We start from the raw sequence: 25,952 nt of genomic DNA on the forward strand, positions 1-25,952 counted from the left end.
AGATCGTCTACCGTCAGGCCGTCGCTAAATCCGACAGCACCGACTTCTTCAGTAAAAAAGTGACCATCTCCACCGACAGACTCACCAGATCGGCGGGGTCCATCTCGGTGATTTCCTGCGTGGTCAGCGCCGGAGTGGTGACGCGCGGCAGCACGGTGATCATGGCGTTTACGTCCATGTCCATCAGCGCCTGCAGGCGGGTACCGCGCAGCGCGCCGGACTGCGGCTTGCGAACGACGATGCTTTTAATTTCGGTCTTGCCGCGCAGGATCGGGGTGTCCAGCTCAACGGTTTTTTCAGTGTTTTTATCGGTCATGATGATGTCTCGCTAAAAGGGTAAAAGGCGGCAGGGTCTCCCCTGCCGGGTTGATTACAGGCCGAGCGCGTTACGGTGCGCTTCCATCAGGTCCGTGCCGTCCACGATGTGAACCATGTTCACCAGGTCAATCTCGTAAAGCACTTCGCCGTTGATGGTCAGCTTGGCGTAGCTGTTGGTGCCGGACACCTTGGTGGTGCTGGATTCGCCGGTCTTCCACTCGCCGGAATCCAGCTCCTTGTGGCGGCCACGTACGACCAGCTCCACCGCCTGCACTTCCCCGGTGTCGTCGCGCTGAATGGAGCCGGTAAAGCGCAGCTGCACGCCGTCCACGGTAAGGGTGCCCATCTGCTTGAACAGCTTCGCCTCAACGCCGCCGCAGGTGAATTCCGTATCCAGCGCGCCGTCGTCCAGGCCCATGTCGATGTCCACCGCACCGGCCATGCCGCCGCCGCGATACTTCTCGAACTTGCGGGTGACTTTCGGCAGCGTCACGGACTCAATCAGCCCCTGCCAGTTGTCGCCTGCGTTGAACAGGTTGAGGTGTTTGAGCTTGCGGGGTAATGCCATGATTCAGTCTCCTTATGCGCTGACGCGGCTGGCGAAATCGACCAGGTACTGATCGGTGATGCGCTGGCGCAGCAGCAGGTTTTCCAGCGGCGGCACCGGCGTGTAGTCGTAATCGATCAGCAGCTTGCCCGCCTTGAGCGTGTCCTTGTCGTTCACGCTCTCGTCCAGCCAGCAGTCCGCGCCGATCAGATAGCCCTGACTCACGAGGCTGCGCAGCTTGGCGCGGATGCCCTCGATAATGTCGCGGGCCAGCGACGGATTCAGCGCGCCGTCCACCGCCCACATCTGCGCCTCGGCCATGGTGTCCGCCAGCACCTGCGCGGTGCGGGTGTAGCACTCAAACGCAAACAGCGGGTCATCGCTCAGGCAGCGCGAACCCCAGAAGCGGAAGCCGTCTTTACGAATCAGCGTGGTGATATCGTTCTGATTCAGCAGGCCGGAGTCGGTGGCCGGATCCTGCAGGTCCCAGAACACGTCTTTGGAAATGCCGGTAACGCCGTTCACGCCGACGTTCGACAGGGATTTGTGCCAGCCGGTCTGCTCGTCAATTTTGGCGCGCAGGCCCAACGCGCGGGCGGTGGCGAAGGCCGTCGCGTCCGCCTTCAGCACGGTGTCGAAGTTGATGAAGTCCGGCCAGATAAGCATGCCTTCACGCTGGCTAAAGTTCGCACGGTAGGCAATCGCCTCTTCAACGCTCTGACAGCCGTACGCCGACAGGTAGGCAAAACCGCGCAGGCTCTGCGCCACGCTCAGCAGCTCGGTTGCTACGGCCTGCGTGTCGTGGCCGGGCACGCCGAGAATGCGGGGCTTAACGCCGCATACCGCCTGCGCGGCCAGCAGCGCCTTCATGCCGGTGCGCTGGCCGTCGGTCACGCCGCCGATGATGTTGGCGGTGGTTTCAGCCTCAGTTTCGCCCTGCGGCACGCGCACCACGACGGTGACGGGTTTCGCCTGGTCGGCGATGGCGTCCAGCGAGCGCGCCAGCGTGCCGGACTCGCCCGCCTTACCGCTCGCGGTGAGTACGTCGGTCAGCAGTACCGGACGATTAAGCGGGAACGTGGCCGCGTCGGCGTCATCGCTGGTGCAGACCATGCCGACAATCGCCGTGCTGATGGTGGTAATGGTTCGGGTGCCCTCGTTGATTTCCTCAACGCGCACGCCGTGGTGATAATCCTGTGCCATATGGCGGTTCTCCTGTGAAGGGGTTCCGCTATGGTGAAAGGTGCCGGACGCAGGCGCATCCTGTGGACGTTGTGCGGCGGATGACACAAAAGAAACAGGCCCGAAACGGGCCTGATCGTTACTCTGGCTTAACCGGCCAGCTGATGTCCGGCGCGGCGGAAACGTCAACCGACTGCACGGCCTGAATGTACTGCATCCATTTTGTCAGCGATGCCTTATCGCCGTCTGTGATGATGCCGAGCATGAGCTGCGTCTGCCACGCCTGCGTCACGCTGTTGGCCTCGCTGATTCGGGCCGACTTCTCAGCCTGCGCAGCACTGACTGCCGCCGCCTGCTGAGCCTGCGCGTTTGTTTCCCACGCTTCGCCGTTCCAGAAGTCAAAAACCGTGGCGGGCGCAAGAGCCGTGGTATCCGCCGGATAATCGCCAGGCTGACTAATCTCAATGGGTTCTCCAGTCGCCGTGAGATAAACCACTTCACCGCGATGATCGGCGATTTGCTGCCAGCCCGATTCTGAATATACGTTGACCGTGCCCGCAACGCTTACAGGTGGCGCATCGCACGTTGAGTTGGCCGGAATGCCGACGCCCTCGGTCAGATACTCATCAGAGGAACCTACAAAAAGACCGTTTTCCGGGTTGTAGTTGTACACCGTCATCACGCCAGACGCTTTTGCCAGCCCGGCCTTATCCAGCGCTGTTTTTTTTACTGCGGCCATTATGCAGCCCTCACTAAGAAGTTAAATGCGACGTTACGCGGACGGGTTTCAGTTGCGGCATTACCCGATGCCCCGCTTGTGGTATAGCCCTGCGTACCGTCAATACTCCATAGGGAGTCATTACTTCCACGGTCGCTGTCGGTTGCGCGCTGCAGTCCCGTGTAAGTATGCGTATGTTGCTGGAAAGCATGCCCCTGACTGCTCAGAAGCGCACGCCCGGCATCAGCCCCGCGTCCGTCATCCCAGCCGCGCATAAACTCGCCGCGCATGTCGGGTAATTTCAGCCCGGGGTAAACAATCGCCAGCTTCGGATAAAGCGTTTCGCTGAAACTCGCGCCGTTGTACTTCAGAAATACCATGCCTGCCATAGAATCAAACAGCTCATTGGGTAGCTGCGCGTGCGGCCACGGGAACGGTGAACCGATCAGCGGTGCGCCTTCGCCAACACCGAGATTTTTCAGTGCTTCAGCCACCTTACCGGCTGCTTTGATGTCCGCCAGCGCCTGCGAGGTCTGCAAATATTGCTGATGCGGATTGGCATCATCAACGTGCTTTTTAAGCGCATCCGTGCTGAACGTCTTCGCCTCCTGCATCTGCTTATCGGCATAATCCTTTGCCTCCTTTTGCAGCGTGTCGGCGTACTTTTTCGTTTGTGTCTGAAGGTTATCGGCGTACTGCTTCGCCACGATCACGCCGTCGTCCACGTATTTACGCGTGGCCAGCACCACCGACGGGTCGATTTTCAGCGTCACCGCGCTGGTGCTGTTCACGATAATAATCATGCGCACCGTCTGCGTGCGCCCGCTGCCCTCGGCGAGCTGCGGCTTGTAAGTTTCGGCGCAGTTAGCCACGGCAATCATCACGCCATCGCCATCGAACAGGCCAATTTCACGGATCCAGAAACCGCCCTCACCCTCCGGGATAATCTGCTCGGCAATAATCTGGCTACCGTTGGCGGCGTCAATCGTCAGTGAGTTTAGCGACGCGCGGCGCTTCTCGCCGATGAGTTTCGTCTGCGCCGGGTCAGGCGTGGGCAGCGTGCCGCCACCGTCGCCGACGGCCAGTTGCGTGATGTTCACTTTCGTGCCGAGCGCAGCAGCGTTGGCAAGCTTAGCCGCGCCCTGATTGGTCAGCAGGGCAAAATATTTTGTCGTCATGCGCTCACTTCCGTCAGGTCGATAAGATGCACCGCCGCACCGGAATACACCGGCCCGCCGACGCTGATTAGTTCAGGGGTATAGGGATAAACGGTCAGCTCGTCACCGCTGTAGCTGGCGACGGCCACCGGCACCGTGCCGTTTGCGTCCAGGGTGATCGAAAGCCCGATAAGATGGCGGCTACACGGTTTGGCGTCGGCAATCACGCGCTCCAGTTCGTGATACATTTCCTCGTTGATGCCGGTATCCAGCACGCCCACGTCCAGCCGGAACGTGCCCGGCTCATCGTTGGTTTTCCACCACTCAATCACGCGGATAAGATAGCCCAGCGGCTCGACCACGCGCCTGATCGCGCTGATGGTGCCCTTGTGCTGATGGATGTAAAACGCGTCCTTCACCACCTTGCGCTTCACGCTTTCCGCCCAGCTTTCGTCCCAGCGGTCCACCGAAAACGCCCAGGCAAGATAGGGCAGAAAGTTCACCGGGCAGGTGTCCGGGTTCCACAGGTCGCGCAGTGGCACGTTCAGGCCGGAAATCCGACTGCACGCCTGCGCCAGACGGCGTTCCAGCGCGGATGAGCCGGGCGGCAGCAGGCTGCTACTCATGACGCCCCCTCGTCGTCCGCCACCGTCACGTCGGTGCCGGTGCAGTTGCCCGCCTGCGTGCGGTCCATGATGATGTCGGCGGCCGGTTCGGTGATTTCCACCCAGTCCACACCGGCCACGCGCAGCACCGCCCCGTAGGACTCGCGGCGCACGCTGCGGCCCAGCTTTTTCTGCTCAATGAGATAAGCAGCCAGCTGCTCATTTGCCGCCTCCAGACAGGGCGCGGCGGCCACGCCGTCGAACAGGTGCAGCTTTGCCTGCACGCGGTAGTCGTTGATGGTTGCAGGCTGCACGGACACGCGGTCCGCCACCGGGCGCACGCTCTCGCTGTTCAGCGCAGCGTCCACTGTACTCAGTAAATCTGCGGCTGCCGTGCCGTTGCCCTCGCGGCTCAGCACGGTGACAAGCACCGTCGCCGGTGACGGGCTGATGGCGGAAACGTCCTGCACCCGCCCGTCCGCGCTACGGGCGTGAAACTCGTAGGCCGCCGTCGGACCGGCAACCGATAAGCCCTCAAACGCCTCCGGCACGCGCACGCGCAGCGCGTCGTCCGATTCCATCACCGCGTCCACCGGCGGCACGGCATCCGGGTTGGCCGGGGTGATGGTCAGGCGCTGCACGTTACTGCGCGCGGCCAGCTGATCGAGGTCGCTGCCGAGCGCATAAGCCACCATCACCGCCTGCGCCGCCTCGTTGATGCGCTGGCGCAGCAGGATTTCCCGGTAAACGCTTTCCTGCAGGCACTTCACTATCGGATCGGATTCCAGCGCCAGCACGCGGCGCATGGCGGCTTGTTCGTCCGTTGGATAAAGCGCAATCAGCGCTTCCTTACGTTCGGCCAGCAGCGTTTCAAAGTCCGGCACTTCGATCACTTCCGGTGCGGGCAACTGCGAAAGGTCAATTACTGCCACTGTTCACCCCCGTAGGCACTGACATTGCGAGCGGTGAGCCGTCGGCACGCTGGCCGGTCAGCTCAACCACCATGGAGCCATCAAAGGCGCTGGTTATGTTCAAAGAGCTGAGGCGGATGCGCGGCTCCCAGCGGCTCAGTGCCGTGTACGCCGCCGCCATCACCTGAAGGCGCACCACGTCGTTCTGCGGCTGGTCAATCAGCACTGATAGAAGCGAGCCATATTCACGCCGCCCGATGCGGCTGCCTTCCGGCGTGATCAGGATGTCGCGCACGCTCTGGCGAATGTGCTCTGTGTCGGTGATGGCTGCGCCGGTGTCGCGGTTCATGCCGAGATACATCAATGCGGACCTCCTGACATATCGCCGCCCGATTTCACACTGTCATGTAGGTGAGCATCAGCCACTACGCCGTTGGAACTCATTGCCCCGCCGCCCTGAGTCACCGCGCCGTTCATCACGGTTTCGCTATTGATGAGCATCTGACTTGCATCAACGCCCAGCTGGTCGGTGATCAGCTGAATGCCATTGGCGGCTTCAATGCGAACGCTTTTGATGTTCTTAATCAGCAGCTGGCCGGTGTCCGGTTCGTACTGGAACCAGCCGCCGTCGTTGAACACGGTGGTGCTGCCGTTCTCTGAATAATCGGGCGGCGGGAAGGCATCGGAATAAATGGCCGGCAGCGCGAAGGCAGTTTCGAGATTGCCGCCGAGGCTCAGCAGCACAACCTGCTCGCCGATGGAGGGTTGCCACCATGTGCGGGTATTCCCGGCGCGGAAGGTGAGCCAGTTAATCCAGTTGGTTTCAAGATCGCCCGTTTTCACCCGGCACTGCCATTTATCCGCGTCCACTTCGGACACGATGCCGGTGCGGATCAGATTGGTGATAAGGCGCATGATTTCGGTGAGTTTTGCATTCATAAAAACATAATGATTTACTTTTACAAGAGTAGTTAATAAATTCATTTGTTACAGTCACCACACAAAAACAATAAGGGAATATATGCTCGCAGAACGCACTTTAGAAAACGCAGTTTTCAATGATGAAATGAATGAATTCTGTCGAAAATACTTTATTAAAGGGCCAATTGAACCAACTCGGGAGGAAGTTGATAGGTTTCCATACAGATACAACCAATTAAAATCATCACTTTTTGAAAGTTTTGTACTCAATGAAGAAGTTAATTTCAAAGTTGAAGGTGAAAACATACCATTATGTCTTTTGCTCAACGAAATAGGACTGCGGGGAATAGAAGAGCTTATAGAAACCAAAGCACTTAGCTTCACTTTGTGGACACCGTTAGTTATGTATATTGAACAGAGTGTGAAAGGAGTATATCCGTTATGTTCTGGTCGCCACGACTCAGGACCATATGTTGATCCTGAGGAGTCGATAATAAAAGGTTTAGGATTTATGAAGTCACCTCTAAAAAGGAGGGACGCAAGGTCACTAACACGGAAAATTAGAGATTGTTATTTTTCAGTGCCTGCTGGAATGGAGCATGATTGTGTCAGTTTTGCTCACTCAGCGCTTGATAGTGGTAAATTGGAAAAACTAGGTTTAGTTCTCAATGGAAGAGACAAAGATGAACTTAGTACAAATGAGCGAAAAATCTTAGTTCGTTGCGCATCAGATCTTTTAGGATATAAATACGTCATAAATAAGCACGCAACTTCCAGCTTAACAAGTAATATCCAAATTTTATTCGAGGATTCAATGAAAAAGATTGAAGGCATGTCCAAGGAAGAAATTTTCACATCAATCTTACACTTTGAAGACTTCCCTGACTTGAAGGCAGTATTCGAGTCCATTGGACAACCAATGGACGAGTTGTTAAAATTGAGAAATAACAAAAACACTAAAAAGTTTCGCAATTGGCTAAAAACTATTAACAGCTCAACAAGCCAGATAGAAGTCCATAGGCTATATTCCGAGAGTGCTAACAACCCAACAGGATTTTTTCAAACTCGCTGGGGAAAAGCTACAAAGTATGTATCAATGGCTACAGCTGGCTACTATGCAGGAAAATACTTGCAACCTGAAATAGGATCATTGATTGGACCACTCATAGCACCAGCTTTATCAGGACCAGTAACTGATACTATTTTTGATGCAGCAGATAAGTATCTTATTGGCCATATAACTAAGGGTTGGACTCCAAAGATATTTATTGATGACGTTAAAGCATTAAAATTTAAGTATTCAATTTGACGGCATGGAAATTCATAGCCCTATTAATAAGAGAAGACGATCTTTCAATGTATTTGCCGTTTCCTCATTGATGCCGAGTAATTGCCGTTCGGCATACTTAACTTGAGTGCCACGACGGTTCACCTTATCGCGCAGGCCGTAATGATGGACGCGGGCCAGCTTCTGCACGCCGGGAACAAACGCAACTTCAGCCACATTTGCGTTTGCCTTCACCTTCAGATACTTCGCCGTTTTCAGCTTCGCAAACATTTTGCGTCGTATGCGGCCCGGCTTAGTGCGGGCGGTGACGCGGCGCGGTTCCCATGCTGTGCCGTCCGGGCTGCGCTGCAGCGTGATGTTGTTCTGCTGAATGCGTCGCACATCGCGCGCCACTTCACGTAGCATCTTTGTTCTGGCCGCCGGTTCGAGCTGCGACAGCAGCGCACCCAGCCACGCCTCAACGTCATGCAGCTCAGCCACGGCGCACCGTCCAGCCTTCCTCTGCATCGCCTGACGCTCCCGGCTCCGGCACCGCCTCAACCGACATCACGCCGTCCACTTCCTTCACGATCACACGCTCCGTGAGCTTCAGGTTCATGCTAATGTCGCAGCGGTCATTGCCCAGAATGTCTGCCTCAAAGGTGAAAAGCCGCTCACGCTCGGTGGCGTTCTGCAGGGCGTCCGACTGGTTGACGCCGAGCCAGAATAAAACGGGCGCCATCAGCAGATTCTGGTCGCCGGTGAAATCAGTGATCACCACATTCAACGTATAGCGATACTCCCACGAAATCGACGTGGCGGAGGTGGCAACTACCGCGCCGTTGTCCACGAACAGGTGCAGGCGGTCGGGGTTGTCAGCCACGTAGGGCACGGCTTTATTCAGGGCGTTTCGCAAGGACTGCGGCTTGTTCATCGTCTTTATCCTGACAACTGATGATGGTGTCTACCTTATCGGCGCAGGCCGCCCAGGCGGCCTCGGTGTCGTCCAGTTGCGCCAGCAGATCGCCGTTACGGCGCGGCGCGGCTTCGTCCAGGCGGCACGGGGTGATTCGCGGACAACCACTCACGGTAAGACTGACCTCCGGTGAGGACTGGTCGCTGGCGCAGCCGGATAACAGGATCAGGCAAAGGGGCATCAGCCCAGCGGCGAAGCTCGTCATTTTCACGTTTAAGTTCCTCAATGGTGCGCTGCCGGTCACGCAGCAGCGTGCCGTTCTGCTCGGCGGCGGCGAAAAGCTGCGTCTGCGCCCGGCTGCTGGTCTGCGTCAGAATGTTGAGGGCAATCAGCTGGCCGTTTTTCTGTGACAGCTTTTTACCCTGCGCGGCTAAGTCCTTCACCTGCGCGTCGATTTTGTAGTGGGCGGCGTTGAGTCGCCACGACTGCACGCCAAGCGCGGCAATCAGAACGATCACTATCGCCGCCAGCGCGCGCATCATGCTGTTACTCCTTTTAAGCACCATGCCAGCTCACGCTGTCGCCGGTTATCCAGCCCCTGATTAAATACGCCTTTCACGTACACCCAGCGCGGCAGTTGATAGCACGCATCGCGCCAGCGCTGCTGTTTGATAAGCGCCACCATGGTTGAGCCGCAGGCGTTGCCGGTGCCGACGTTAAACGCCAGCGACACCAGCGCGTCGTAGACCGGCTGCGGCATGGAAACCGCAGCGCAGCGCGCCAGTGCCGCCTCAACGCGTAACACGTTAGTGATGAAATTCCCCGCCGCCTGCCGCTCGGTGATGGTCCGGCCCGGTACCACGCCGACGGTGTTACCTATGCCGTCGGTCCATTTTCCCGCGTCGCACAGGTATGGCTTCAGGCGGCAGCCCTCATAATCGGCGATCAGCTTTAGCCCCTCGATGGAGGTGTGCAGCTGCTGGAAACCCGGCATCGTCGCGGCGATAGCCAGCACCGTGCCAACAGTGCAGCGCTTAACGGTTTGCAGATTCATATTCCTCCCGCGTGATGCGCCCGGCGGCCAGCAGCTGATAGGTTTTGCGCTTGTAGTACCAGCTGATGATTGCCATCAGCAGGCCGATTAATACCCCGGCCACGGTTGAAACGTCTTTTAGCGACATGTCGCCCAGCCATGCCATACCGACAGCAATAAACCAGACGATCCCGGCGCGGATTCTTTCCCACATGATTCAGTCCCAAAGCTGGACGGCCTGCACGGTGGCCGCCGCCGTCACGTCCGGCAGTTCCACCTCCAGCCCGTGCGGTAAAATGGGGCCGTGCTCCGCCAGCCCCGGATTGGCCTGCAGTACCTGCTCCGTCATGCCCTGCGTGCGCCCGTAATGACGCCAGCAGATTTCGTCCACCGTGTCGTACTGCTGCGCGCGCACTTTCATCAGATCAGCTCAACGGTGCAGTGCGGCGCATTCTGTACGCGGCTGATGGCCCAGCGTGCGTCGCGCCACAGATCGCCGGTGGCGTCTTCAAGTTCTTCCCCGCGCTTGGCAGCGGCAGCGGTGGCGTCAAAGTCCTGATAACGCTCGTTCAGCACCGCGCGCGCCCAGCACCACACCGCATTTTCATAGTGATGCAGACGTACGCTGCGCCCTGCCAGCTGCTCCGCCGGTACATCGGCCAGCCCGTTAAAGCCGCGCAGCTCCTGCTGTTCGCGCCACGGATAAAGCTCCGCGTTCACTTCCGCCATCGCGGTGAGCACCACCTGCTTCAGACGCTGCGGCGTCACCGTACCGTCAACGCGCATGACACTGCGAAACGTCGCCAGATCGATGTCCGGCCAGAATGAGTTGTTGGGGATAATTTCCGGCGTTCCCGTCGCCTTTTCCGGCGCTACAAACTGCATGCCTTATTTCTCCTGAATAGGTGGGCGGTGGACGGGGTTTTGATGCGGCGCTGCCTGTCGCCACCCCGTGCCGCCCCGCGCGTGGGCACGTCCGGTTATCAGCTGGCGTTGCGGATTTTCCGCTCCAGCTGCTCAATGTCTTTTTTCACCCCGCAGCGCTCGTCGAGCTGCATGGCCTGCTGCAGATGGTTCAGCGCGGAAACCGGCTGGCTTTCGCGCAGCACCCAGCCGAGCGACTTGTGCAGGCGGGCGCGCGACTGATCGGGCATATCCAGATCGCCGATCACGTCGAGCGTCTGCATCAGCAGGCCGGGGTCAAAAACGGTTTTTGCCATGAGGGCGTTTTTGGCGGCGTCGGCCATCTCCTCGGCCAGCAGCGTCTGCACGTTGCGGTTAAAGCCCTGCGGCATCGACCAGCCGTGGCGGATAGCGTGGCGGCCAATGGTGAGCGCCCCGGCATAATCACCGGCATCAACGCGCCAGAGCATTACGTACATCAGCACGTCGTCCTGCTGCGCGCCGTCGGCAGCCAGCACGCCGTCCACCCACGGCACGTATTTCGGCAGGACTTCCACCTTGATTTCGGCCTTCTTCACGGTGGACTGAATGCCCTTGAGGCGGCGGCGATCTTCGCCGAGCTGCATTAGCATCAGCTCATAGCCGCTGGCATGGCGAACACTGCCGCCCTGACGGGCGGCCTGTTCAGCCTGGACGCGCTGGCGGTGCTGCCGTGCGGGACTCAGGCTCATGGCTTACGCTCCCGCGCCAGCATCTGCGGAGAACTCACCAATGGTGATGTTTTCAACCAGCGCGGCGCAGCGGTAATCCTCAACCACGTAGGCCTCATTGACCGATTCGAAGTTTTCGATGCGGTCACGTTTAGGGTTATCGATCACCGAGCGGCGGCGGGTTTCTTCCTGCCAGTAAATTGACAGGTTATCCAGGCGGGTAATCAGTACGGCGTTGGCCGGGAAGTACGGCGCCCGCACCGCTTGCAGGCCGCCCATGCGTTTCTGGCTGATAATGATATCGGCGGCCAGCTTCTCAGAGTTGGCCTGTTGGTTGTTCACCAGTGGGAAATACTTATCGGAAAGCAACTCGCGGCCGCAGATCACCACCAGTTCGTCGTCGTCCTGGAAAATGGGATCAATCAACTCGTTAACCGCATCCATCACCAGCGCATCAAGGTTGGCATACACGCCACCTTTGCCTACTTTAACCGGCTCAGAAGTGGTTTCGCCGTTGGCGGTTTTGCTGCCCAGTACGTTGTCCGGCGCATCCTCGCGCAGCTTTTGCAGCCAGCCCTTATTAACATCCTGTAGCAGCGGATTTTCGACGCGGTTAGATGTTTTGGCGCGGACCAGGCCATTAAAGCCGATTGTGATTCGGTCAAGCGCCTGACGCTGCACGATGGCGTTACGGATACGGGTCTGGAAGTCCTGGAACTTCGCCCACATGTCCAGCTTCGCGTAGGTGATCGCCGTATCGAAGTTGGTCTGCTCGCACTTGTACTCAATGCCGATCATCTGCATCGGGTCTGTTGGCTCACGCTCTTTAGCGGTGGTGTCGGTGGTGCCCGCAATCGAGCTGCCAACGCCAAGCCCCAGCAATTGGCCGGACTGCTCATCCACACCAACAACGTTAACTAGCGTTAAAAATGCCGCCGACTGCTGAATGGTATCTTCAAGCGTCTGCGCCACGGTTGGTTCTACGCTGAACTTGCTCGCCAGCGCCTCAACCGGCACGCCGTTCAGGGTTGCCAACTGCATCAGGTAGGCGTTAAAGGCAAAACGGGTTTTAGTTTTCATATTGGTTACTGCTCCTTTAGCAGTTGGTGAGGTGTGCAGCTGGCGCGCCGCTGCCCGGTGCGCGCTGGCGGTAATCGGCACGGCTATCTTCGCGGCCCAGCTGCTGCTTCAGTTCGGTGAAATCGTTCACCTGCGTTTCCAGCAGGGATTCCAGCTGGCTCAGGCGATCCGCCTGCTCGCCCAGCGCCTTATCGGTGCGGGTGCTGAATTCCTGCTGCTCGGTAGCAACCAACTCCACCGCCTGATGCACGTCAGAAAAGCGGGCATCGTCGGACAGCTGCTTTTTGCTGAACAGCGCGGTGATGCGGGCAAACAGGGCGGGCTTGTCTTCCACCTCTTCCAGCTCGATCACGGTTTCGGTGGCGGCGGTAAACAGGTTTTCCGGGTGCTGCTTGCGGTTCGCCAGCGGGTTCAGCTCGGCTTTCGCGCTGAAGGCCAGCATTTCGGTGCCGAGGCTTGCCGGGTCGTCGGTGGCAGCCAGGCCAACCAGATAGGCTTTGCCGGTGTCGGCAAATTTGGTGCTGACTTCCATGGAGGTGAAAAGCTTTTGGCCCTGTTTTACCAGCGCCACGAGGGAATCCGTCGGCAGGATGTCGGCATACAGCGCCAGCTTTCCGGCCAGCGGGCCGTCGGTGATCTCTTCAGTTCCCAGCGCGCTTACCGTGCCGTAACGGTTAAAGGTGCTGTCCGGCGAGTACGATTTGATGTGCTCTAGATTGATGGTCGCGGTGTAAACCGCCGGGTTGTAGGCGGCGGCCATCTGCTCCAGCCATTCGCGGGAAATTTCGCGTCCGTCCGTAGTGGCACCTTCCACCCCGATACGAAAACGCTTTGCTTTAACTGCCATAGGTCAGGCTCCGTTGGGTAAATCGCTTAGAAGCCTTATGTTTGCGGTTCAGAGGGGGTCGAAACAACGCGGGCACATTGTGCGGGCAGCCACACAACGGCAGACGGCAGAAAAGGGTTCGGCGGGGCCGTATTTTGGGGCCATGACAACGACACTCGCCCCCGAAGACCTCGATCCCCGCAGGCAGGCCATGCTGCTGTACTTTCAGGGATACCGTATCGCCCGCATTGCTGAAATGCTGGGAGAGAAACCCGCAACCGTTCACAGCTGGAAAAAGCGCGACAAGTGGGGCAACTACGGCCCGCTTGACCAGATGCAGCTGACCACCGCCGCGCGCTACTGCCAGCTGATCATGAAGGAGACAAAAGAAGGGAGAGACTTCAAGGAGATTGACCTGCTGGCGCGTCAGTCCGAGCGCCATGCCCGTATCGGCAAGTTCAGCAACGGTGGCAACGAGGCGGATCTCAATCCGAACGTAGCGAACCGCAACAGCGGGCCGCGTAAGCCGCCTGAAAAGAACGTGTTTACCGACGAACAGGTGGAGAAATTACAGGAGATTTTCCACGGCTCGATGTTCGGCTACCAGCGCCAGTGGTGGGACGCGGGCAACAAGCACCGCATCCGCAACGTGCTGAAGTCGCGCCAGATTGGCGCCACCTATTACTTCGCCCGCGAGGCGCTGCTGGATGCGCTGACCACCGGGCGCAACCAGATTTTCCTGTCAGCCAGCAAGGCGCAGGCGCACGTTTTTAAGCAGTACATCATTGAGTTCGCAAAAGAGGTGGACGTAGAGCTGAAAGGCGACCCGATGACGCTCGGCAACGGCGCGTGCCTGTACTTTCTCGGCACCAACGCCCGCACCGCGCAGAGCTACCACGGCAACCTGTACCTGGATGAATATTTCTGGATCCCGAAATTTCAGGAGCTGCGTAAGGTGGCGTCCGGCATGGCGCTGCACAAGAAGTGGCGCCAGACCTATTTTTCCACCCCGTCCAGCCTCACGCATAGCGCCTATCCGTTCTGGTCCGGCGGCCTATTCAACCGTGGCCGCGCCAAAGCGGACCGCGTAGACATCGACCTGTCGCACATGAACCTGTCGCCGGGCCGCTTCTGCGATGACGGCCAGTTCCGCCAGATTGTTACCGTTGAGGACGCCGTGCGCGGCGGTTGTAACCTCTTTGACCTCGACCAGCTGCGACTCGAATACAGCCCGCCGGAGTATCAGAACCTGCTGATGTGCGAATTCGTAGACGACCTAGCGTCCGTGTTCCCGCTTCAGCTGCTGCAGAAGTGCATGGTGGACAGCTGGGAAATCTGGAGCGACTTCGAAGCACTGGCGCTGCGTCCGTTCGGCTGGCGTGAAGTGTGGATCGGTTACGACCCGGCGAAAGGCACGCAGAACGGTGACAGCGCCGGGTGCGTGGTGATCGCGCCACCTGCCGTGCCGGGCGGTAAGTTCCGCATTCTGGAGCGCCACCAGTGGCGCGGCATGGACTTCCGCGCGCAGGCCGAGTCCATTAAAAAACTAACGCAGCAGTACAACGTGACCTATATCGGCATCGACTCCACCGGCGTCGGCCTCGGCGTATACGAGAACGTGAAGATGTTTTATCCGGCGGTGAAGGAGTTTGTTTACAACCCGAACGTGAAAAACGCCCTGGTGCTGAAGGCGTTCGACATCATCAGCAGCGGGCGCCTGGAGTTCGACGCCGGACATCTCGACATCGCGCAGTCATTCATGGCAATCCGCCGCGCCACCACGGCCAGCGGTAACCGCCCGACCTACGAAGCCAGCCGCAGCGAAGAGGCAAGCCACGCCGATCTGGCGTGGGCGACCATGCATGCGCTGGCAAACGAACCGCTACAGGGCGAAGCCGCCCACACCGGCAACATTATGGAGATTTTTTAAAATGAGCAAACACAGGAACCGTACGCGCACGCAGCCCGTGCAGCAGCAACAGATGACCGGCGGCCCGGCGGCGGAAGCATTCACCTTTGGCGACCCGGTGCCGGTGCTGGACCGCCGCGAGCTGCTGGACTACGTGGAATGCGTGGTCATGGATAAGTGGTATGAACCGCCGGTGAGCTTTGACGGGCTGGCCCGCACGTTCCGCGCCGCCGTGCATCACAGCTCGCCGATCAACGTGAAGCGCAACATCCTGACCAGCACCTTCATTCCCCACCCGCTGCTGAGTCAGCAGGCGTTCAGCCGCTTCGTGCAGGACTATCTGGTGTTCGGCAACGCCTATCTGGAGAAGCGCACCAACAGGCTCGGCGGCGTTTTGGCGCTTGAGCCGGCACTGGCAAAATTTACGCGACGTGGCACCGATTTAGACACCTACTGGTTCGTGCAGTACGGCATGAACACGCAGCCCTATGAGTTCACCAAAGGCAGCGTATTTCACCTAATGGAGCCGGATTTAAATCAGGAGGTTTACGGCCTGCCAGAATACCTTTCGGCGATCCCGTCCACCCTGCTAAACGAGTCGGCAACGCTGTTCCGTCGCAAATACTACCTGAACGGCAGCCACGCCGGTTTCATCATGTACATGACCGACGCGGCACAGAATCAGGAAGACGTGAACAACATCCGCCAGGCAATGAAAAGCGCCAAGGGGCCGGGTAACTTCCGCAACCTGTTTATGTACTCACCGAACGGGAAGAAAGATGGGATCCAGATTATCCCGCTGTCAGAGGTGGCGGCTAAGGATGAGTTTCTCAACATTAAGAACGTGAGCCGTGACGACATGATGGCCGCGCACCGCGTGCCACCGCAGATGATGGGGATTATGCCGAATAATGTTGGGGGGTTTGGGGATGTGGAGAAGGCGAGCCGGGTATTTGTAAGAAATGAACTAACTCCCCTTCAAAAACGTTTACAAGAACTAAATATGTGGATGGATGATGAAGTCATAAAATTCAGTGAATATAATCTTATCACTTAAAAAGCAGAGCCGAAATGCGGCTCTGCTTTTATTTAAAGTGGGATTCCCTTTCTGCTTGGATTAGAAAGCCACTCTTTTATAGCTCCTATAAAATCCCATACATCATCATCAGTAGGTGACACATATGAGGCTTCAGAAGGATCATCCCCCATCCGTTCAAAAATATTAGTCAACCAAGAACCTTTATTTCGACAAATATCCAATTTAGTTAGCCATGATTCTATCTCACCACACGGAACTATAAAAACACCATAATCAGAAAGAGAGTTGAAAAAGTCGCCACAGGCTTCTTTTTGTTCTTTTGAAAGAATATTTATGCCACCTTGAGTTTTCATATTTAGCCCAGTTTCATTGAAAGCTTTAAGAAGAGCGGCCCTTTGATTATTCATTGGTTCGTGTCTGATTACTGGAATATATGCCCCATCCATTGGTTTTTTCCAAACTGCACCACCTTCTTTTAAAACATCTATATCAACAATCCCAACACTTGGTATTCCCAACTCCCGTAAGGGTTTAATTATATCCCACACAGTTTGCTTATTTTGTGCATTCAAAAATAAACACCCTTCAATACCCCTTGGATCTCCAGCAGCTAAAAGTCTTTCATTTATTTCCTGATAAAAAGCCCTATCTGCATCAGCTTCGGTAACGATAACAAAATTATAAAAAAGTGCGTTTAAAACTCCTATCGACCTCAATAAAGGATTTCTCATGAGAGGAGTTAACTGCTCTTTAGTAAGTAGTCGAGATGTTCCCTGTGTTCCATCATAGGTTAGTCTGACAATATTCATTGGAACTTTACTTTGAACGCACCCCATCAAAAAGTTTGCACTATGCGTTGAAATAAACACGTTTTTATTGCTATGAGCACATACCCTTGATATTTCTTTACCTAACTTTGAACATAAAGATGGATGTAGAAAAGCTTCTGGCTCGTCAATTAGAGTTACTTTGGGAGATCCAGCAATAAGAGAAATCATCATTCCAGTAAAAGCATTTACACCATCACTGAATTCAGAAATCAAACGCGCTTTAGAATGGAAATCAACCGATTCTTCATCCCAACCCCGTTCTACCTTATCATTTTCGGGAGGTTCTTGTGAAAGTCTAATTCTTAACATACCAATATTTGTAGGATCGATTACAAAATACTTATCAAAAGCACTATAAATTATATTTCTAAGCTCAGCTCTGAGGTCATCATTTTTAAATAAATACATAAGATTATTAGATGGCGCACTCTGAAGGTCTCCTGCACCTTGATCGCTAGTTAAAGATAATCGGCTCCGCCCATCAAGTCTCAACGTAAACATTGCATAATACTGATTCAAATAGTTTTTATTATTCGCATTAGGATTTTCGAATTCACTCAGTATATTACTTAAAGGAATATTTAGCCTTGATAGCCCTCCATTCTGTATGTTTAGTCTAGAAATTATTATATGCCCATCATAAACCCTCTCGTCGGCTTGGGGCTTAATCTCCAATTCCTTTAATTCACGAATGGCCACATCACGTGGAGTTTTCTTTATGAAAACCTGATTAATAACATGCCCCTTGGTGAAATGATGAGCTTTTAGCTGAGTTTCAATTTCAATTAGCGCACGAGATTTTCCGCTATTATTAGGTCCTACAAAGATTGTAAGCGGCGTTAAATCGACAGATAAAGGAACACTTGAGGCTGGATTACTACCAGCATTAAATAAAAGTCTTTCTAACATGCAATCATCCTTATTAATTATCGTAAAACTAATTAAAATTAAACCTCAAAAAATTTATTTGAAAAATTCTTTTAGTATCATCCCTTGATTTTTCCATTGATAGTTAATTTATATGTCAAATCTTAAATTACGTCTACATACTTACTTGCAGCGCGCGCTCGTACCCCCGCCACGCCTGCCCGCTTTACGATGCGGTTTTCATGCACCTGCATGACATAAACGAAAGCCCGCCAGTACTGGCGGGCCGAGGGTAAAGCGATCCTTTTCGGATCATGCGAATTCATGCGGCATAGTCATGCACTCATCACTCCAGTTTGAAGTCGTCCACAGAAGCGGGTTTATGGGCGCCAAATCCTTCTGCCTCATCCATAAAATCCATGCCCTGCCGCAAAGAAACCGGATACGGAATCTCAAGCATGAAAACGAAGTCGTAGGTTTTACCTAGCCAGTAACCCCCGCCGCATTCTTTCGGCCGTTGGAAAAACACCCATTCACCTGGCTTGTAGTAAGTGAGTACCTCACCTCGGTAAACGATCTGAAATTTTTCGGGATTTTTAGCCATGGCTTAATGCCTCGCAACTCTCGTTATGTTCGGACTCACATTCCGTAAGCATCCCGGCGTGATATGTAGCTTCCATCCGATCACATCTTGCTACGCGTGACATCTGAAAAAACTAATCTGAAGCGTGCATCATGCGCGAATATTCGTGGCTTCTGACTTTCCTCATCAGCTCATCGGTCAGTTCAGAGACCCACTGAATGGCAAGCTGCTTCTCGTCATCCGTGCAATCACTAGCAGCAACAAGTTTCATAAATAAATCAATACGCTGGAGCTTCATCGACTCCAAAAAATAATCCTGCATATTCCCTCCGCACAATGAACAACTGGTTATACGTACAGTATATTATGAGTTTCGAAATGTGAAATGTTTTTTTACCTTCCGTGAGAAATCCTCTGGATTAATCAGATGGTTATCTTTTGTTCCTGGAGTCTGCCGTTTCGGTAAAAAAGCCGCATACGCGCGCCGGAATTTATGCTGCACCCTCGGGAAAGGAGGCTAATTTCCTCTTCATGCCCCTCAAAACCACGGGCTTTTAGTTCCAGCTCTAACCGTCGGCGCTCCGGCCCCGTACAGTTATTGACAGAACTCCAAGGGGCGGCGATGCCGCCAGAAGGCCCAGCCTCCGCTGACGCGTCGGCTAATTTGGCAACGGCTTCCCACTTCACCAGACGCGTGAATACTTCAGAATCTTGATAGTGAGGCGAGTAGATGCCTTGAACGCGCTGCACGTCCTCCGCGTATTCGTTGCCCATTTCGGTAATCTCGTAGCAAAGGCGGATCACCAAGTCATCACGCGCGACCAGCGGGCCACCCTGCGCCATGGTGTAAGACGCCCAGCAGCTGGCAACGGAAGCAGACGCCAGCACAGCGTCCATCTTCTCGTTCGGTAGGCGGGTATCGCCGAGACGGCGCAACTCGCGCCAAACAGTGACCGGCGCGCCGCCAATCTGCTGAAACTGGCGTATGCGCCAGCGAGACGCCCACGCGCAAACGGCTTTAGCCATATCACGCATGTTTGAGCCGGTTTCATCATCCTTTTCGCCGTCCATTGCGAAGCCATCGATATTTTTGGAGATGTATTTGGCGATGTAACCCGTAGCGCTGCCTTTGGTGGGATCGATAGGCTCAGCGTGAAAACGCGCTTTACGCGCCTGCGGCGTGGTCAGTTCGTCGGCGTCTTCTTTGCTGGCGTGCTCACGCAAGATCTGCTGCACACGCTCGCGATGTTCAGGCAGCATAAACAGCAGCATGTGCCAGTGTGGCGTGCCGTCGTGATGCGGCTCCACGACGCGAAAACCGAAAACATGGATTTCTTCGCGTGACAGTGCGGCGCGGATGCGCGCCCAAACTCGGCAGAGATAGCGCTGCGTATCGCGCGGGCTTGAGCCATTCCATTTGGTAATGAAACCGCCCTGGCTATAAACGGAGTGATAACGCGACGGCGCGGTGATCGTATAAAAGTCCCCTACGCAGCCGGTTTCGTTGGCGATGTCTTCAAAGCCACGCATTCTGGTCATCAGCTCGCGGCGGCGCATGGCCGGGTTCGCGGTGCTGCGGTTGACCATTTCATCCATCGCGACACGATCACCGGTTTCTTTGTTCATCAGGTCGTATCTTTTGAAGAACTCGCGATTGCGTTTCTTCTGCTCGACCCATTCGGCCAGCGTGCCGCGTGAAACGTAAGGTGAAGCAGATTTTTGCACCTGCCCAACAGCGATTGCCATGTGCTCGCGCTGGAGATCCCGCATCTGCTTAAGACGGCCACGCCACCATTCAGGCGCCATCATGCGTAACAAACCGGATTGCGCCTTGCGCAGACTCAGCTCACCTTTGCAGGCTTTAAACTCCGCCCAATATGGCGGCTGTGTGCCGGTCAATGCGGCCAGCTCAGCAACGTAGCGATAGGCAATGCAGGTTATGGTTTGCTCATCCGCTTCCTGCGGCATTGAGGTTTTATCGACAAACTCAGCCAGGCTGAGCGAAAGATAGGATGCAACTTTATAAGCCAGATCGCGCACGTCCTGCCGGTCAAGCGTGGGCAGACGATCAAGCTGCTTTATGAACGGCAGTTCATGTTGAGCGGCTTCATCAAGACGATAGCGACGGCGAACCAGCTGCAGGCGTGGCAATACGTTCTGACCGATAGTCTGGCGCAGAAACGCATTGGCCCGACGGCGGCCATTATTTGCTGAGAGGATTTTGCTGTAGCGATCGGCAAAGTAACCGGCCAGATAATCCGGCATATTTTGCAGATATTGGCTGCGCCAGTTGTGGTCCTCTGGATTCACATTCCAGAGACGGCGCTCAGAAAGGGACATATCCGCCGGAGCGGACATGCCAAAGACTTCACGCCGCTGCTGATTTACGGCGTGATATTCACCAGTAAGGAGATCAGGAAGGCTTTCAGACATGAGCGGCCTGAAGTTCAGCCAACTCTTGCACTGCAGCCTCGACCAACTCAGCAATGCGGCGAGTTTCCGCCATAAAGGCCGCAGTTGTTTTCACCTGGCCGTGCAAAACATGGCGACCAATGACATCAGCAGCCAAATCGCGCATGAGGAGCACTGCCGACTCATATACGGCCATGGTTTGCGGCACGCGTTGGCGAACGCCATCAATCTCAAGCCAGCTGAATTTCTCCAGCACCAACTGTTGCGGCTTGCCCGGCTCACTGGATCTCAGCGCACGCACTGCATAGCGATCATCAACCTGGACTCTCAAAGCGCGGCCCCTTTGTAATGCACGCTTTTCAGTTCGCTAATCTCTTTGCAGGTAACGCATAGCTCGACACCCGGCAATGCTCGGCGACGCCCTTCTGGAATAGCTGCATCGCATGACAGGCAGAAAAACTCGCTCGCTCCTGCAGGACGGTGAATAGCGGTTGCCAAGTTGCGCGCCAGTTCTTCCTGGACGCGCTGCTGAACCAGATCCATTGAGTCGGCCATTAGTGCAGCTCCCGTGATTGGTTCTCGAAGCGTGCGGATTCTTTATCCAGCAGTTCGATAATTTCAGCGGCTGACATTTCTTTGTTTCTTGCGTGAATAGCTAATGCTGCCAGGCGAACGGATACAGCCAGCGCATCATCTAATCGCTGCTCACTTTTGGCCTTACTCAGCATCGCGTTTAGCACTTCTGCATCGGCTTCAAAATTTCGGGTTTCAATATTTCGCATTTAACTTTCTCCAGAATTTGGGCAAAAAAATGCCCGGCGGGTTTACGCCATTTATTTTTTGGTTTAATTAATTTGGAAGCGTTAGCTTCTTAGGAAATAAACTCACGACTGCGCGAAAGTGATTCATTGCACCTATCAGCGCGGTAATTTCGTCACTCGTCAATTCACTGTATTCAACGTTGTGACGTTCTTTATTGATGTTTGCCAGAAAGAAAATGGCACTCATCGCCCGGTTATTTTGTTCGTACTGTGGATCACGAGTATTACGCATTTCACTGATGAACCGCTTTAACTCATTACCGCAATCGCCGTACATCATGGTGCGAAGTGCGGCAATATGATTAAGCGCGCTAACTCGCTGCCCGGCGCTCATTTGAACAGTGATGCTTTCAGCTTTGTAAGCCATGTCGCTTTTTTCCTGTTGCCAGTTAAACCTGCCAGCAATTCGGCTTGAGAGTTTGCCGGGTGCCAGCGCCTGCCATTTTCAGCTGCAATCCAGCCATGACCGAATGCGTGTGAAGGGCTTTGCCGTTTTAGAAGCGGCGCCACTGAAAACGCCATGACTATACAACCCCTATCGATGCGCCGATCCCGCTTAACACATCGGCAGTGCCAGCCATTGCAGGATTTGAATGCACGCGCGTTTGAACGGCTATCGCAGCTAACGTCAGGCAACGAATGCCGGCATTAACGTTCTGCACAAATCCACGCCTACAGGCCGAGGTAAATTTCTTCTGACTCACAACGCCAGCAGCCAACTGCCCGACTTCGGCGGTAGCTTTGAGGACATAAGCCGGTAAGTTCTCCTGAGCGATTTCGTTTACCGGCACGCATGGCAGGCATTGCAGTTGAGCCAATGCGCCATCAACCAGCGTTGAGTCTTCCGTTAGGTCGGTCAGGATTAGCATTTCACGAACGGTAAGCTGATGAACCTGATCCGGGTTTAGCTTGTTTCGGATGGTTTGCGGATTAAGCCCCGCCTTTTTAGCCAGCTGGATGATGTTGTGCTTTGCGGAAAACGCGCGGCACGCTTCATCAAAATGGCTTTGTGTGGAGACACTGAAATCAAACATGCTTAATACCTCACGTTATCCCAATATGGATGCATCAAGCCTGCATTGTGATTTCGCAGCCAGCAGCGGCTTCGATAGTGAGAGCAACCATGTTGATTTCGATAAGTCCGTTTAAGCCCTCTTTCTTCCTGATGGGCAAACGGTTCTCGCGATACATCTGGCGAACTGTACCTTCCTTGTAACCAGTGCGACGGCAGAACTCTTCGACAGTAATGTACGGTTCCGAAATCACCAGATTGATTGATGGGCGCATTGAAAGTTTACGGGTCATGATGCAGTATTCCTCGGTTTAGGTATTAGATCTCACTATTAAACGCTATTCATCTCATCACAGACCGAAGAATAGGATCACAAATCGGATATGTCAACGAAAGAAAACACAAATCGCCATGATGCAAAAGTGGTTCGTGAAGCGGTAGAGAGTAACCGGGGCGGTAAAGACGCGATTCTTCGTTTAGTTGAAGCGTACGGATTCAGCAGCCGTCAGGCGTTATGCACCCATTTGGGCGTTTCGCAAAGCACGTTAGCCAACCGTTCAGCCCGCGATACCTTCCCAGCTGACTGGGTGATCATCTGCCACGTAGAAACGGGAGCATCACTTACCTGGCTTACTACAGGTAAAGGTGCACGCTTTATGGAAGTGGAGGAATCCCGTGTTGTGATTGCGACACATAAAAAAATCTCAAATGGGATTTTAGAAGCCATGGATGATTTCATTCTGGATAAAGCATCACTACCCGAAGGCTTGAATGCCCCGTTTGTGATCAACGCAGATAGAAGCACTTATTTGGTTGATACCTATGAAGGCGAGATCGTCGATGGGCTGTGGCTTATCGAGATTGATAAGTTAGTCAGCATCCGAGAGCTGGTACGTTTTCCTGGTGGAAGAATACGTGTCGAGAATGGGAAATCGTCATTTGAATGCCAATCAAGTGACATCGTAGTTTTAGGCAAAGTGATCACCCGCACCGAATACCTTTAAGGCATGGAATGGCGATAAACAAATTACCCAACGGGAAATGGCAGGCACAGGTTTTCCCAAACGGCCGTGACGGCAAAAGGATTCGCCGCCAGTTTGCGACGAAGGGCGAAGCGCAATCCTATGAGAAGTTCGTAAAAGAACAGGCTCAAGATAAGCCCTGGCTGGGAGAGAAAGCAGATAAGCGGCGGGTAATTGAGCTGGTTGAATTGTGGTTCAACACGCATGGTATTACGCTGGCGGATGGTGAAAAGCGGCGAACCACAATGGCGTTCGCCTGCGAGGCGATGGGAAACCCACTCGCAACCGAGTTTAACGCAAAAATTTTTGCGTCTTATCGCGAGCAGCGGTTAAGCGGGAAGATCACGCGCTCCACTCGAGTGAAGACTGTTACGCCTCGCACGGTCAATTTAGAGCTGGCGTATTTTAGGGCGATGTTTAACGAGCTACACCGGTTAGATGAATGGACCGCACCGAACCCGTTAGAGAACGTTCGCGAGTTTAAAATCAGTGAATCTGAGATGGCGTATCTCACCATTGAGGAAATCAGAATCCTCCTCGCCGAATGTGAAAACAGCCGATCTAAAGATCTGACAACCATTGTGAAAATCTGCCTGGCAACTGGCGCACGATGGAGTGAGGCCGAAGGCTTGAAGGGGAACCAAATCCGCGCCGGTCAGATCATCTACGTGAAAACTAAAGGCAAGAAAAACCGAGCGGTGCCGATAACTGAGAAATTACAGGCTGATCTGCCATCCAGCAGGAAAGCACAGGTGCTCTTCAAACCTTGTTACTCCGCCTTTAGGAAGGCCATGCAACGCGCTGGTATTGAGACACCTGCTGGGCAACTTACGCATGTGTTACGTCATACCTTTGCATCCCATTTCATGATGAACGGCGGCAATATTCTTGTGCTTCAAAGAATATTGGGGCATACAGATATAAAGGTAACGATGCGGTATGCGCATTTTGCACCGGATCACTTGTCTGAAGCTATGTTACTAAATCCCTTAAATCGAATGGAGTCGTAATGGCGCAAAACGTACGCTACCAAATATTTGTTAGTTCAACATACACCGATCTTTTCCCTATTCGTAGGCAGGTTACTGAACACATTCTTAGCATGAACCATATTCCTGCTGGAATGGAAATGTTTAGTGCCAGTGGCCGGAAGCAATGGGCGACAATACAAAAAGCTATCGACAATAGTGATTACTACATCCTCATAATTGGCGAGCGATATGGAAGCATATCCCCTGAGGATGGCATCAGCTATACCGAGAAAGAATTTAATTATGCGGTATCAAAAAATATACCGACATTGTGTTTCCTACCCGGCGAAAATTTTTCCACAAAACGTGAGCATCGTGATATTGAACCAGAGTTAGTTGAAAAGCTCGAAGCATTTAAAGGTAGAGTCAAGGAGCAACTATGTGATTTTTGGGACGATGGGGCGGAGCTAATAAATAAGGTTTCCGCAGCACTTTATAAAGTTTTCACAGAGGAACCAGGAACAGGTTGGATACGCGGGAATGCAACAGATCCCGAAGCACTAACAAAACTCATTCACGTAATGGAAGAGAATAACCGCCTGACTAAACGCATTCAACAATTAGAAGAGATGAACCAAGTAGATCTGCCAGTATTATCTTTATTAGTAAATGACCATGACGTCGAATCAGGCCCAATGATCTATAGTTTACCTGAACCTGAAGAAATTGAAACTTTCATCCCGGACCTGCATCAAGATAATATTCCAACTCATTTATTGGAATTGATTACTCAAGCATCTTTAGAAGAGTACAACTCTTCCAAACCCAGCCAGGAGAGAGTTGACCAGCATAATGAGGCTATGAGATTTTACCAAGCAGCTAAAACAGGTAAACTAACATTTAAATTAAAAAATGTAGGACCTGTGAAAGCGAACAATGTTTCAATCAGAATTTTCCTTTCAGAAGGGATACACTTTGCAGATAAAAAAGAAATAGATGAAATAGATACTCCTTACTTACACTTTCCATTAGACATAGTTACTGAAGCTGAGGAAAAATATCAAGATCAGTTTAAAGATAAAAAAACCGACCTCTTTGGTAGTTCATCTTTCCTCAGAAGAAATATACCTAACAATATTTATAGAAATATACTTTCCCACAACCAAAATTATCACATCACGATCAAGGATGACGGTTCAATTTACGGGGATAGGAAAAGCGTTCGACAGGATACCATTGAGCTATTAACTTCAGAAGCATATTTACTGCCTGAAAAACGTGGTCGTTTTTTAATGTCGATACAAATACTTTGCGATGAATACAGAGAATGGCAGGCTTCATCACTTGAAATAATCATTGACTAACAAGGTTAAAAAAATAAATCACCTTAAT

General features: G+C 53.8%; 37 protein-coding genes. 6 read left to right on the plus strand and 31 right to left on the minus strand.

Annotated elements, in window-relative coordinates; genetic code table 11:
• Positions 1-13 precede the first annotated feature (13 nt).
• The 9 genes from DEU53_RS12735 to DEU53_RS12775 all read right to left on the minus strand — a co-directional run bounded on the left by DEU53_RS12735 (position 14) and on the right by DEU53_RS12775 (position 6,377).
• Positions 14-316, minus strand: coding sequence for a phage tail assembly protein (locus tag DEU53_RS12735; RefSeq protein WP_110867328.1), 303 nt, complete (start codon positions 314-316; stop codon positions 14-16).
• Between the two features lie 54 nt (positions 317-370).
• A complete protein-coding gene (locus DEU53_RS12740) occupies positions 371-886 on the minus strand; it encodes a phage major tail tube protein (RefSeq protein ID WP_101762972.1) in 516 nt (171 codons plus the stop codon).
• A 12-nt stretch (positions 887-898) separates the two neighbouring features.
• On the minus strand, positions 899-2,068 hold the full coding sequence (locus DEU53_RS12745) for a phage tail sheath protein (protein WP_110867329.1): 1,170 nt from the start codon (positions 2,066-2,068) through the stop codon (positions 899-901).
• A 118-nt stretch (positions 2,069-2,186) separates the two neighbouring features.
• Positions 2,187-2,786 (minus strand): tail fiber assembly protein, encoded by a 600-nt coding sequence (locus DEU53_RS12750; RefSeq protein ID WP_110867330.1) that lies wholly within the window; start codon positions 2,784-2,786, stop codon positions 2,187-2,189.
• Positions 2,786-3,943 carry a phage tail protein gene (locus DEU53_RS12755; protein ID WP_110867331.1) on the minus strand — a complete coding sequence of 386 codons (1,158 nt, stop codon included), beginning with the start codon at positions 3,941-3,943 and terminating at the stop codon, positions 2,786-2,788. Before DEU53_RS12755 ends, DEU53_RS12750 begins: the two co-directional genes overlap by 1 nt.
• On the minus strand, positions 3,940-4,548 hold the full coding sequence (locus DEU53_RS12760; protein WP_110867332.1) for a phage tail protein I: 609 nt from the start codon (positions 4,546-4,548) through the stop codon (positions 3,940-3,942). The genes DEU53_RS12755 and DEU53_RS12760 overlap by 4 nt, the downstream gene beginning before the upstream one ends.
• On the minus strand, positions 4,545-5,459 hold the full coding sequence (locus DEU53_RS12765; protein WP_110867333.1) for a baseplate J/gp47 family protein: 915 nt from the start codon (positions 5,457-5,459) through the stop codon (positions 4,545-4,547). Before DEU53_RS12765 ends, DEU53_RS12760 begins: the two co-directional genes overlap by 4 nt.
• Positions 5,446-5,799, minus strand: coding sequence for a GPW/gp25 family protein (locus tag DEU53_RS12770; protein WP_110867334.1), 354 nt, complete (start codon positions 5,797-5,799; stop codon positions 5,446-5,448). Before DEU53_RS12770 ends, DEU53_RS12765 begins: the two co-directional genes overlap by 14 nt.
• A complete protein-coding gene (locus DEU53_RS12775) occupies positions 5,799-6,377 on the minus strand; it encodes a phage baseplate assembly protein V (protein ID WP_110867335.1) in 579 nt (192 codons plus the stop codon). The genes DEU53_RS12770 and DEU53_RS12775 overlap by 1 nt, the downstream gene beginning before the upstream one ends.
• Before the next feature lie 82 nt (positions 6,378-6,459).
• On the opposite strand from DEU53_RS12775, the gene DEU53_RS12780 reads away from it, so the two are divergent.
• Positions 6,460-7,668, plus strand: a complete 1,209-nt coding sequence (locus DEU53_RS12780) for a hypothetical protein (RefSeq protein WP_110867336.1) — start codon at positions 6,460-6,462, stop codon at positions 7,666-7,668.
• A 12-nt stretch (positions 7,669-7,680) separates the two neighbouring features.
• Here the strand turns inward: DEU53_RS12780 and DEU53_RS12785 are convergent, their stop codons facing one another.
• The 11 genes from DEU53_RS12785 to DEU53_RS12835 form a co-directional block, all read right to left on the minus strand.
• Positions 7,681-8,127: a phage virion morphogenesis protein gene (locus DEU53_RS12785; RefSeq protein ID WP_110867337.1), complete on the minus strand. Its 447-nt coding sequence runs from the start codon at positions 8,125-8,127 to the stop codon at positions 7,681-7,683.
• A complete protein-coding gene (locus DEU53_RS12790) occupies positions 8,120-8,560 on the minus strand; it encodes a phage tail protein (protein WP_110867338.1) in 441 nt (146 codons plus the stop codon). The genes DEU53_RS12785 and DEU53_RS12790 overlap by 8 nt, the downstream gene beginning before the upstream one ends.
• Positions 8,523-8,771: an Rz1-like lysis system protein LysC gene (gene lysC, locus DEU53_RS23195; protein ID WP_233501783.1), complete on the minus strand. Its 249-nt coding sequence runs from the start codon at positions 8,769-8,771 to the stop codon at positions 8,523-8,525. Before lysC ends, DEU53_RS12790 begins: the two co-directional genes overlap by 38 nt.
• Positions 8,656-9,084: an Rz-like lysis system protein LysB gene (gene lysB, locus DEU53_RS12800; protein WP_110867339.1), complete on the minus strand. Its 429-nt coding sequence runs from the start codon at positions 9,082-9,084 to the stop codon at positions 8,656-8,658. The genes lysC and lysB overlap by 116 nt, the downstream gene beginning before the upstream one ends.
• Positions 9,081-9,596: a lysozyme gene (locus tag DEU53_RS12805; RefSeq protein ID WP_110867340.1), complete on the minus strand. Its 516-nt coding sequence runs from the start codon at positions 9,594-9,596 to the stop codon at positions 9,081-9,083. Before DEU53_RS12805 ends, lysB begins: the two co-directional genes overlap by 4 nt.
• A complete protein-coding gene (locus DEU53_RS12810) occupies positions 9,577-9,789 on the minus strand; it encodes an HP1 family phage holin (protein WP_009127601.1) in 213 nt (70 codons plus the stop codon). Before DEU53_RS12810 ends, DEU53_RS12805 begins: the two co-directional genes overlap by 20 nt.
• A gap of 3 nt (positions 9,790-9,792) precedes the next feature.
• The gene (locus tag DEU53_RS12815; RefSeq protein WP_061720352.1) at positions 9,793-9,996 is read right to left on the minus strand and encodes a tail protein X; all 204 of its coding nucleotides are present in this window, start codon (positions 9,994-9,996) and stop codon (positions 9,793-9,795) included.
• The gene (locus DEU53_RS12820; RefSeq protein WP_110867341.1) at positions 9,996-10,460 is read right to left on the minus strand and encodes a head completion/stabilization protein; all 465 of its coding nucleotides are present in this window, start codon (positions 10,458-10,460) and stop codon (positions 9,996-9,998) included. The genes DEU53_RS12815 and DEU53_RS12820 overlap by 1 nt, the downstream gene beginning before the upstream one ends.
• Positions 10,461-10,558: 98 nt before the next feature.
• Positions 10,559-11,209 (minus strand): terminase endonuclease subunit, encoded by a 651-nt coding sequence (locus DEU53_RS12825; RefSeq protein WP_110867342.1) that lies wholly within the window; start codon positions 11,207-11,209, stop codon positions 10,559-10,561.
• Between the two features lie 3 nt (positions 11,210-11,212).
• Positions 11,213-12,268: a phage major capsid protein, P2 family gene (locus DEU53_RS12830; protein ID WP_110867343.1), complete on the minus strand. Its 1,056-nt coding sequence runs from the start codon at positions 12,266-12,268 to the stop codon at positions 11,213-11,215.
• 16 nt (positions 12,269-12,284) lie between these two features.
• On the minus strand, positions 12,285-13,115 hold the full coding sequence (locus DEU53_RS12835) for a GPO family capsid scaffolding protein (RefSeq protein ID WP_110867344.1): 831 nt from the start codon (positions 13,113-13,115) through the stop codon (positions 12,285-12,287).
• 142 nt (positions 13,116-13,257) lie between these two features.
• Between DEU53_RS12835 and DEU53_RS12840 the strand changes: the two genes are divergently transcribed.
• A complete protein-coding gene (locus tag DEU53_RS12840) occupies positions 13,258-15,024 on the plus strand; it encodes a terminase ATPase subunit family protein (protein WP_110867345.1) in 1,767 nt (588 codons plus the stop codon).
• Position 15,025: 1 nt separating this feature from the next.
• Positions 15,026-16,060 (plus strand): phage portal protein, encoded by a 1,035-nt coding sequence (locus tag DEU53_RS12845; RefSeq protein WP_110867347.1) that lies wholly within the window; start codon positions 15,026-15,028, stop codon positions 16,058-16,060.
• 32 nt (positions 16,061-16,092) lie between these two features.
• Here DEU53_RS12845 and DEU53_RS12850 read toward each other — a convergent pair whose 3' ends face one another.
• From DEU53_RS12850 to DEU53_RS12900, 11 genes are all read right to left on the minus strand, one after another.
• Positions 16,093-17,781 carry an ATP-dependent endonuclease gene (locus DEU53_RS12850; protein ID WP_110867349.1) on the minus strand — a complete coding sequence of 563 codons (1,689 nt, stop codon included), beginning with the start codon at positions 17,779-17,781 and terminating at the stop codon, positions 16,093-16,095.
• Positions 17,782-18,085: 304 nt separating this feature from the next.
• Positions 18,086-18,343 carry a hypothetical protein gene (locus DEU53_RS12855; RefSeq protein ID WP_110867351.1) on the minus strand — a complete coding sequence of 86 codons (258 nt, stop codon included), beginning with the start codon at positions 18,341-18,343 and terminating at the stop codon, positions 18,086-18,088.
• A gap of 112 nt (positions 18,344-18,455) precedes the next feature.
• Positions 18,456-18,644 (minus strand): hypothetical protein, encoded by a 189-nt coding sequence (locus DEU53_RS12860; RefSeq protein WP_049850574.1) that lies wholly within the window; start codon positions 18,642-18,644, stop codon positions 18,456-18,458.
• A gap of 101 nt (positions 18,645-18,745) precedes the next feature.
• Entirely contained in the window at positions 18,746-20,755 is a 2,010-nt protein-coding gene (locus tag DEU53_RS12865) for a replication endonuclease (RefSeq protein ID WP_110867352.1), read from the minus strand.
• The gene (locus tag DEU53_RS12870) at positions 20,748-21,065 is read right to left on the minus strand and encodes a DUF5405 family protein (RefSeq protein WP_110867354.1); all 318 of its coding nucleotides are present in this window, start codon (positions 21,063-21,065) and stop codon (positions 20,748-20,750) included. The genes DEU53_RS12865 and DEU53_RS12870 overlap by 8 nt, the downstream gene beginning before the upstream one ends.
• Positions 21,062-21,289, minus strand: a complete 228-nt coding sequence (locus DEU53_RS12875) for a TraR/DksA family transcriptional regulator (protein ID WP_110867355.1) — start codon at positions 21,287-21,289, stop codon at positions 21,062-21,064. Before DEU53_RS12875 ends, DEU53_RS12870 begins: the two co-directional genes overlap by 4 nt.
• On the minus strand, positions 21,289-21,516 hold the full coding sequence (locus tag DEU53_RS12880; RefSeq protein WP_110867356.1) for a DUF2732 family protein: 228 nt from the start codon (positions 21,514-21,516) through the stop codon (positions 21,289-21,291). Before DEU53_RS12880 ends, DEU53_RS12875 begins: the two co-directional genes overlap by 1 nt.
• Before the next feature lie 67 nt (positions 21,517-21,583).
• Positions 21,584-21,922, minus strand: coding sequence for a DUF5347 domain-containing protein (locus DEU53_RS12885; RefSeq protein ID WP_110867358.1), 339 nt, complete (start codon positions 21,920-21,922; stop codon positions 21,584-21,586).
• A complete protein-coding gene (locus tag DEU53_RS12890; RefSeq protein ID WP_110867359.1) occupies positions 21,886-22,077 on the minus strand; it encodes a phage filamentation protein Fil family protein in 192 nt (63 codons plus the stop codon). The genes DEU53_RS12885 and DEU53_RS12890 overlap by 37 nt, the downstream gene beginning before the upstream one ends.
• Before the next feature lie 2 nt (positions 22,078-22,079).
• Positions 22,080-22,589 (minus strand): phage regulatory CII family protein, encoded by a 510-nt coding sequence (locus DEU53_RS12895; RefSeq protein WP_110867361.1) that lies wholly within the window; start codon positions 22,587-22,589, stop codon positions 22,080-22,082.
• 34 nt (positions 22,590-22,623) lie between these two features.
• Entirely contained in the window at positions 22,624-22,860 is a 237-nt protein-coding gene (locus DEU53_RS12900) for a hypothetical protein (RefSeq protein ID WP_034911927.1), read from the minus strand.
• 90 nt (positions 22,861-22,950) lie between these two features.
• On the opposite strand from DEU53_RS12900, the gene DEU53_RS12905 reads away from it, so the two are divergent.
• The 3 genes from DEU53_RS12905 to DEU53_RS12915 are packed head-to-tail and all read left to right on the plus strand — an operon-like array spanning position 22,951 to position 25,924.
• Positions 22,951-23,571 carry a phage repressor protein CI gene (locus DEU53_RS12905; RefSeq protein ID WP_110867362.1) on the plus strand — a complete coding sequence of 207 codons (621 nt, stop codon included), beginning with the start codon at positions 22,951-22,953 and terminating at the stop codon, positions 23,569-23,571.
• 8 nt (positions 23,572-23,579) lie between these two features.
• Positions 23,580-24,599: a tyrosine-type recombinase/integrase gene (locus tag DEU53_RS12910; protein WP_110867364.1), complete on the plus strand. Its 1,020-nt coding sequence runs from the start codon at positions 23,580-23,582 to the stop codon at positions 24,597-24,599.
• Positions 24,599-25,924, plus strand: coding sequence for a DUF4062 domain-containing protein (locus DEU53_RS12915; RefSeq protein ID WP_110867365.1), 1,326 nt, complete (start codon positions 24,599-24,601; stop codon positions 25,922-25,924). The genes DEU53_RS12910 and DEU53_RS12915 overlap by 1 nt, the downstream gene beginning before the upstream one ends.
• Positions 25,925-25,952: the final 28 nt, after the last annotated feature.

Origin of the sequence: Pantoea sp. AG1095, from assembly GCF_003208415.1 — a bacterium.
Taxonomy (GTDB): Bacteria; Pseudomonadota; Gammaproteobacteria; order Enterobacterales; family Enterobacteriaceae; genus Pantoea; species Pantoea leporis.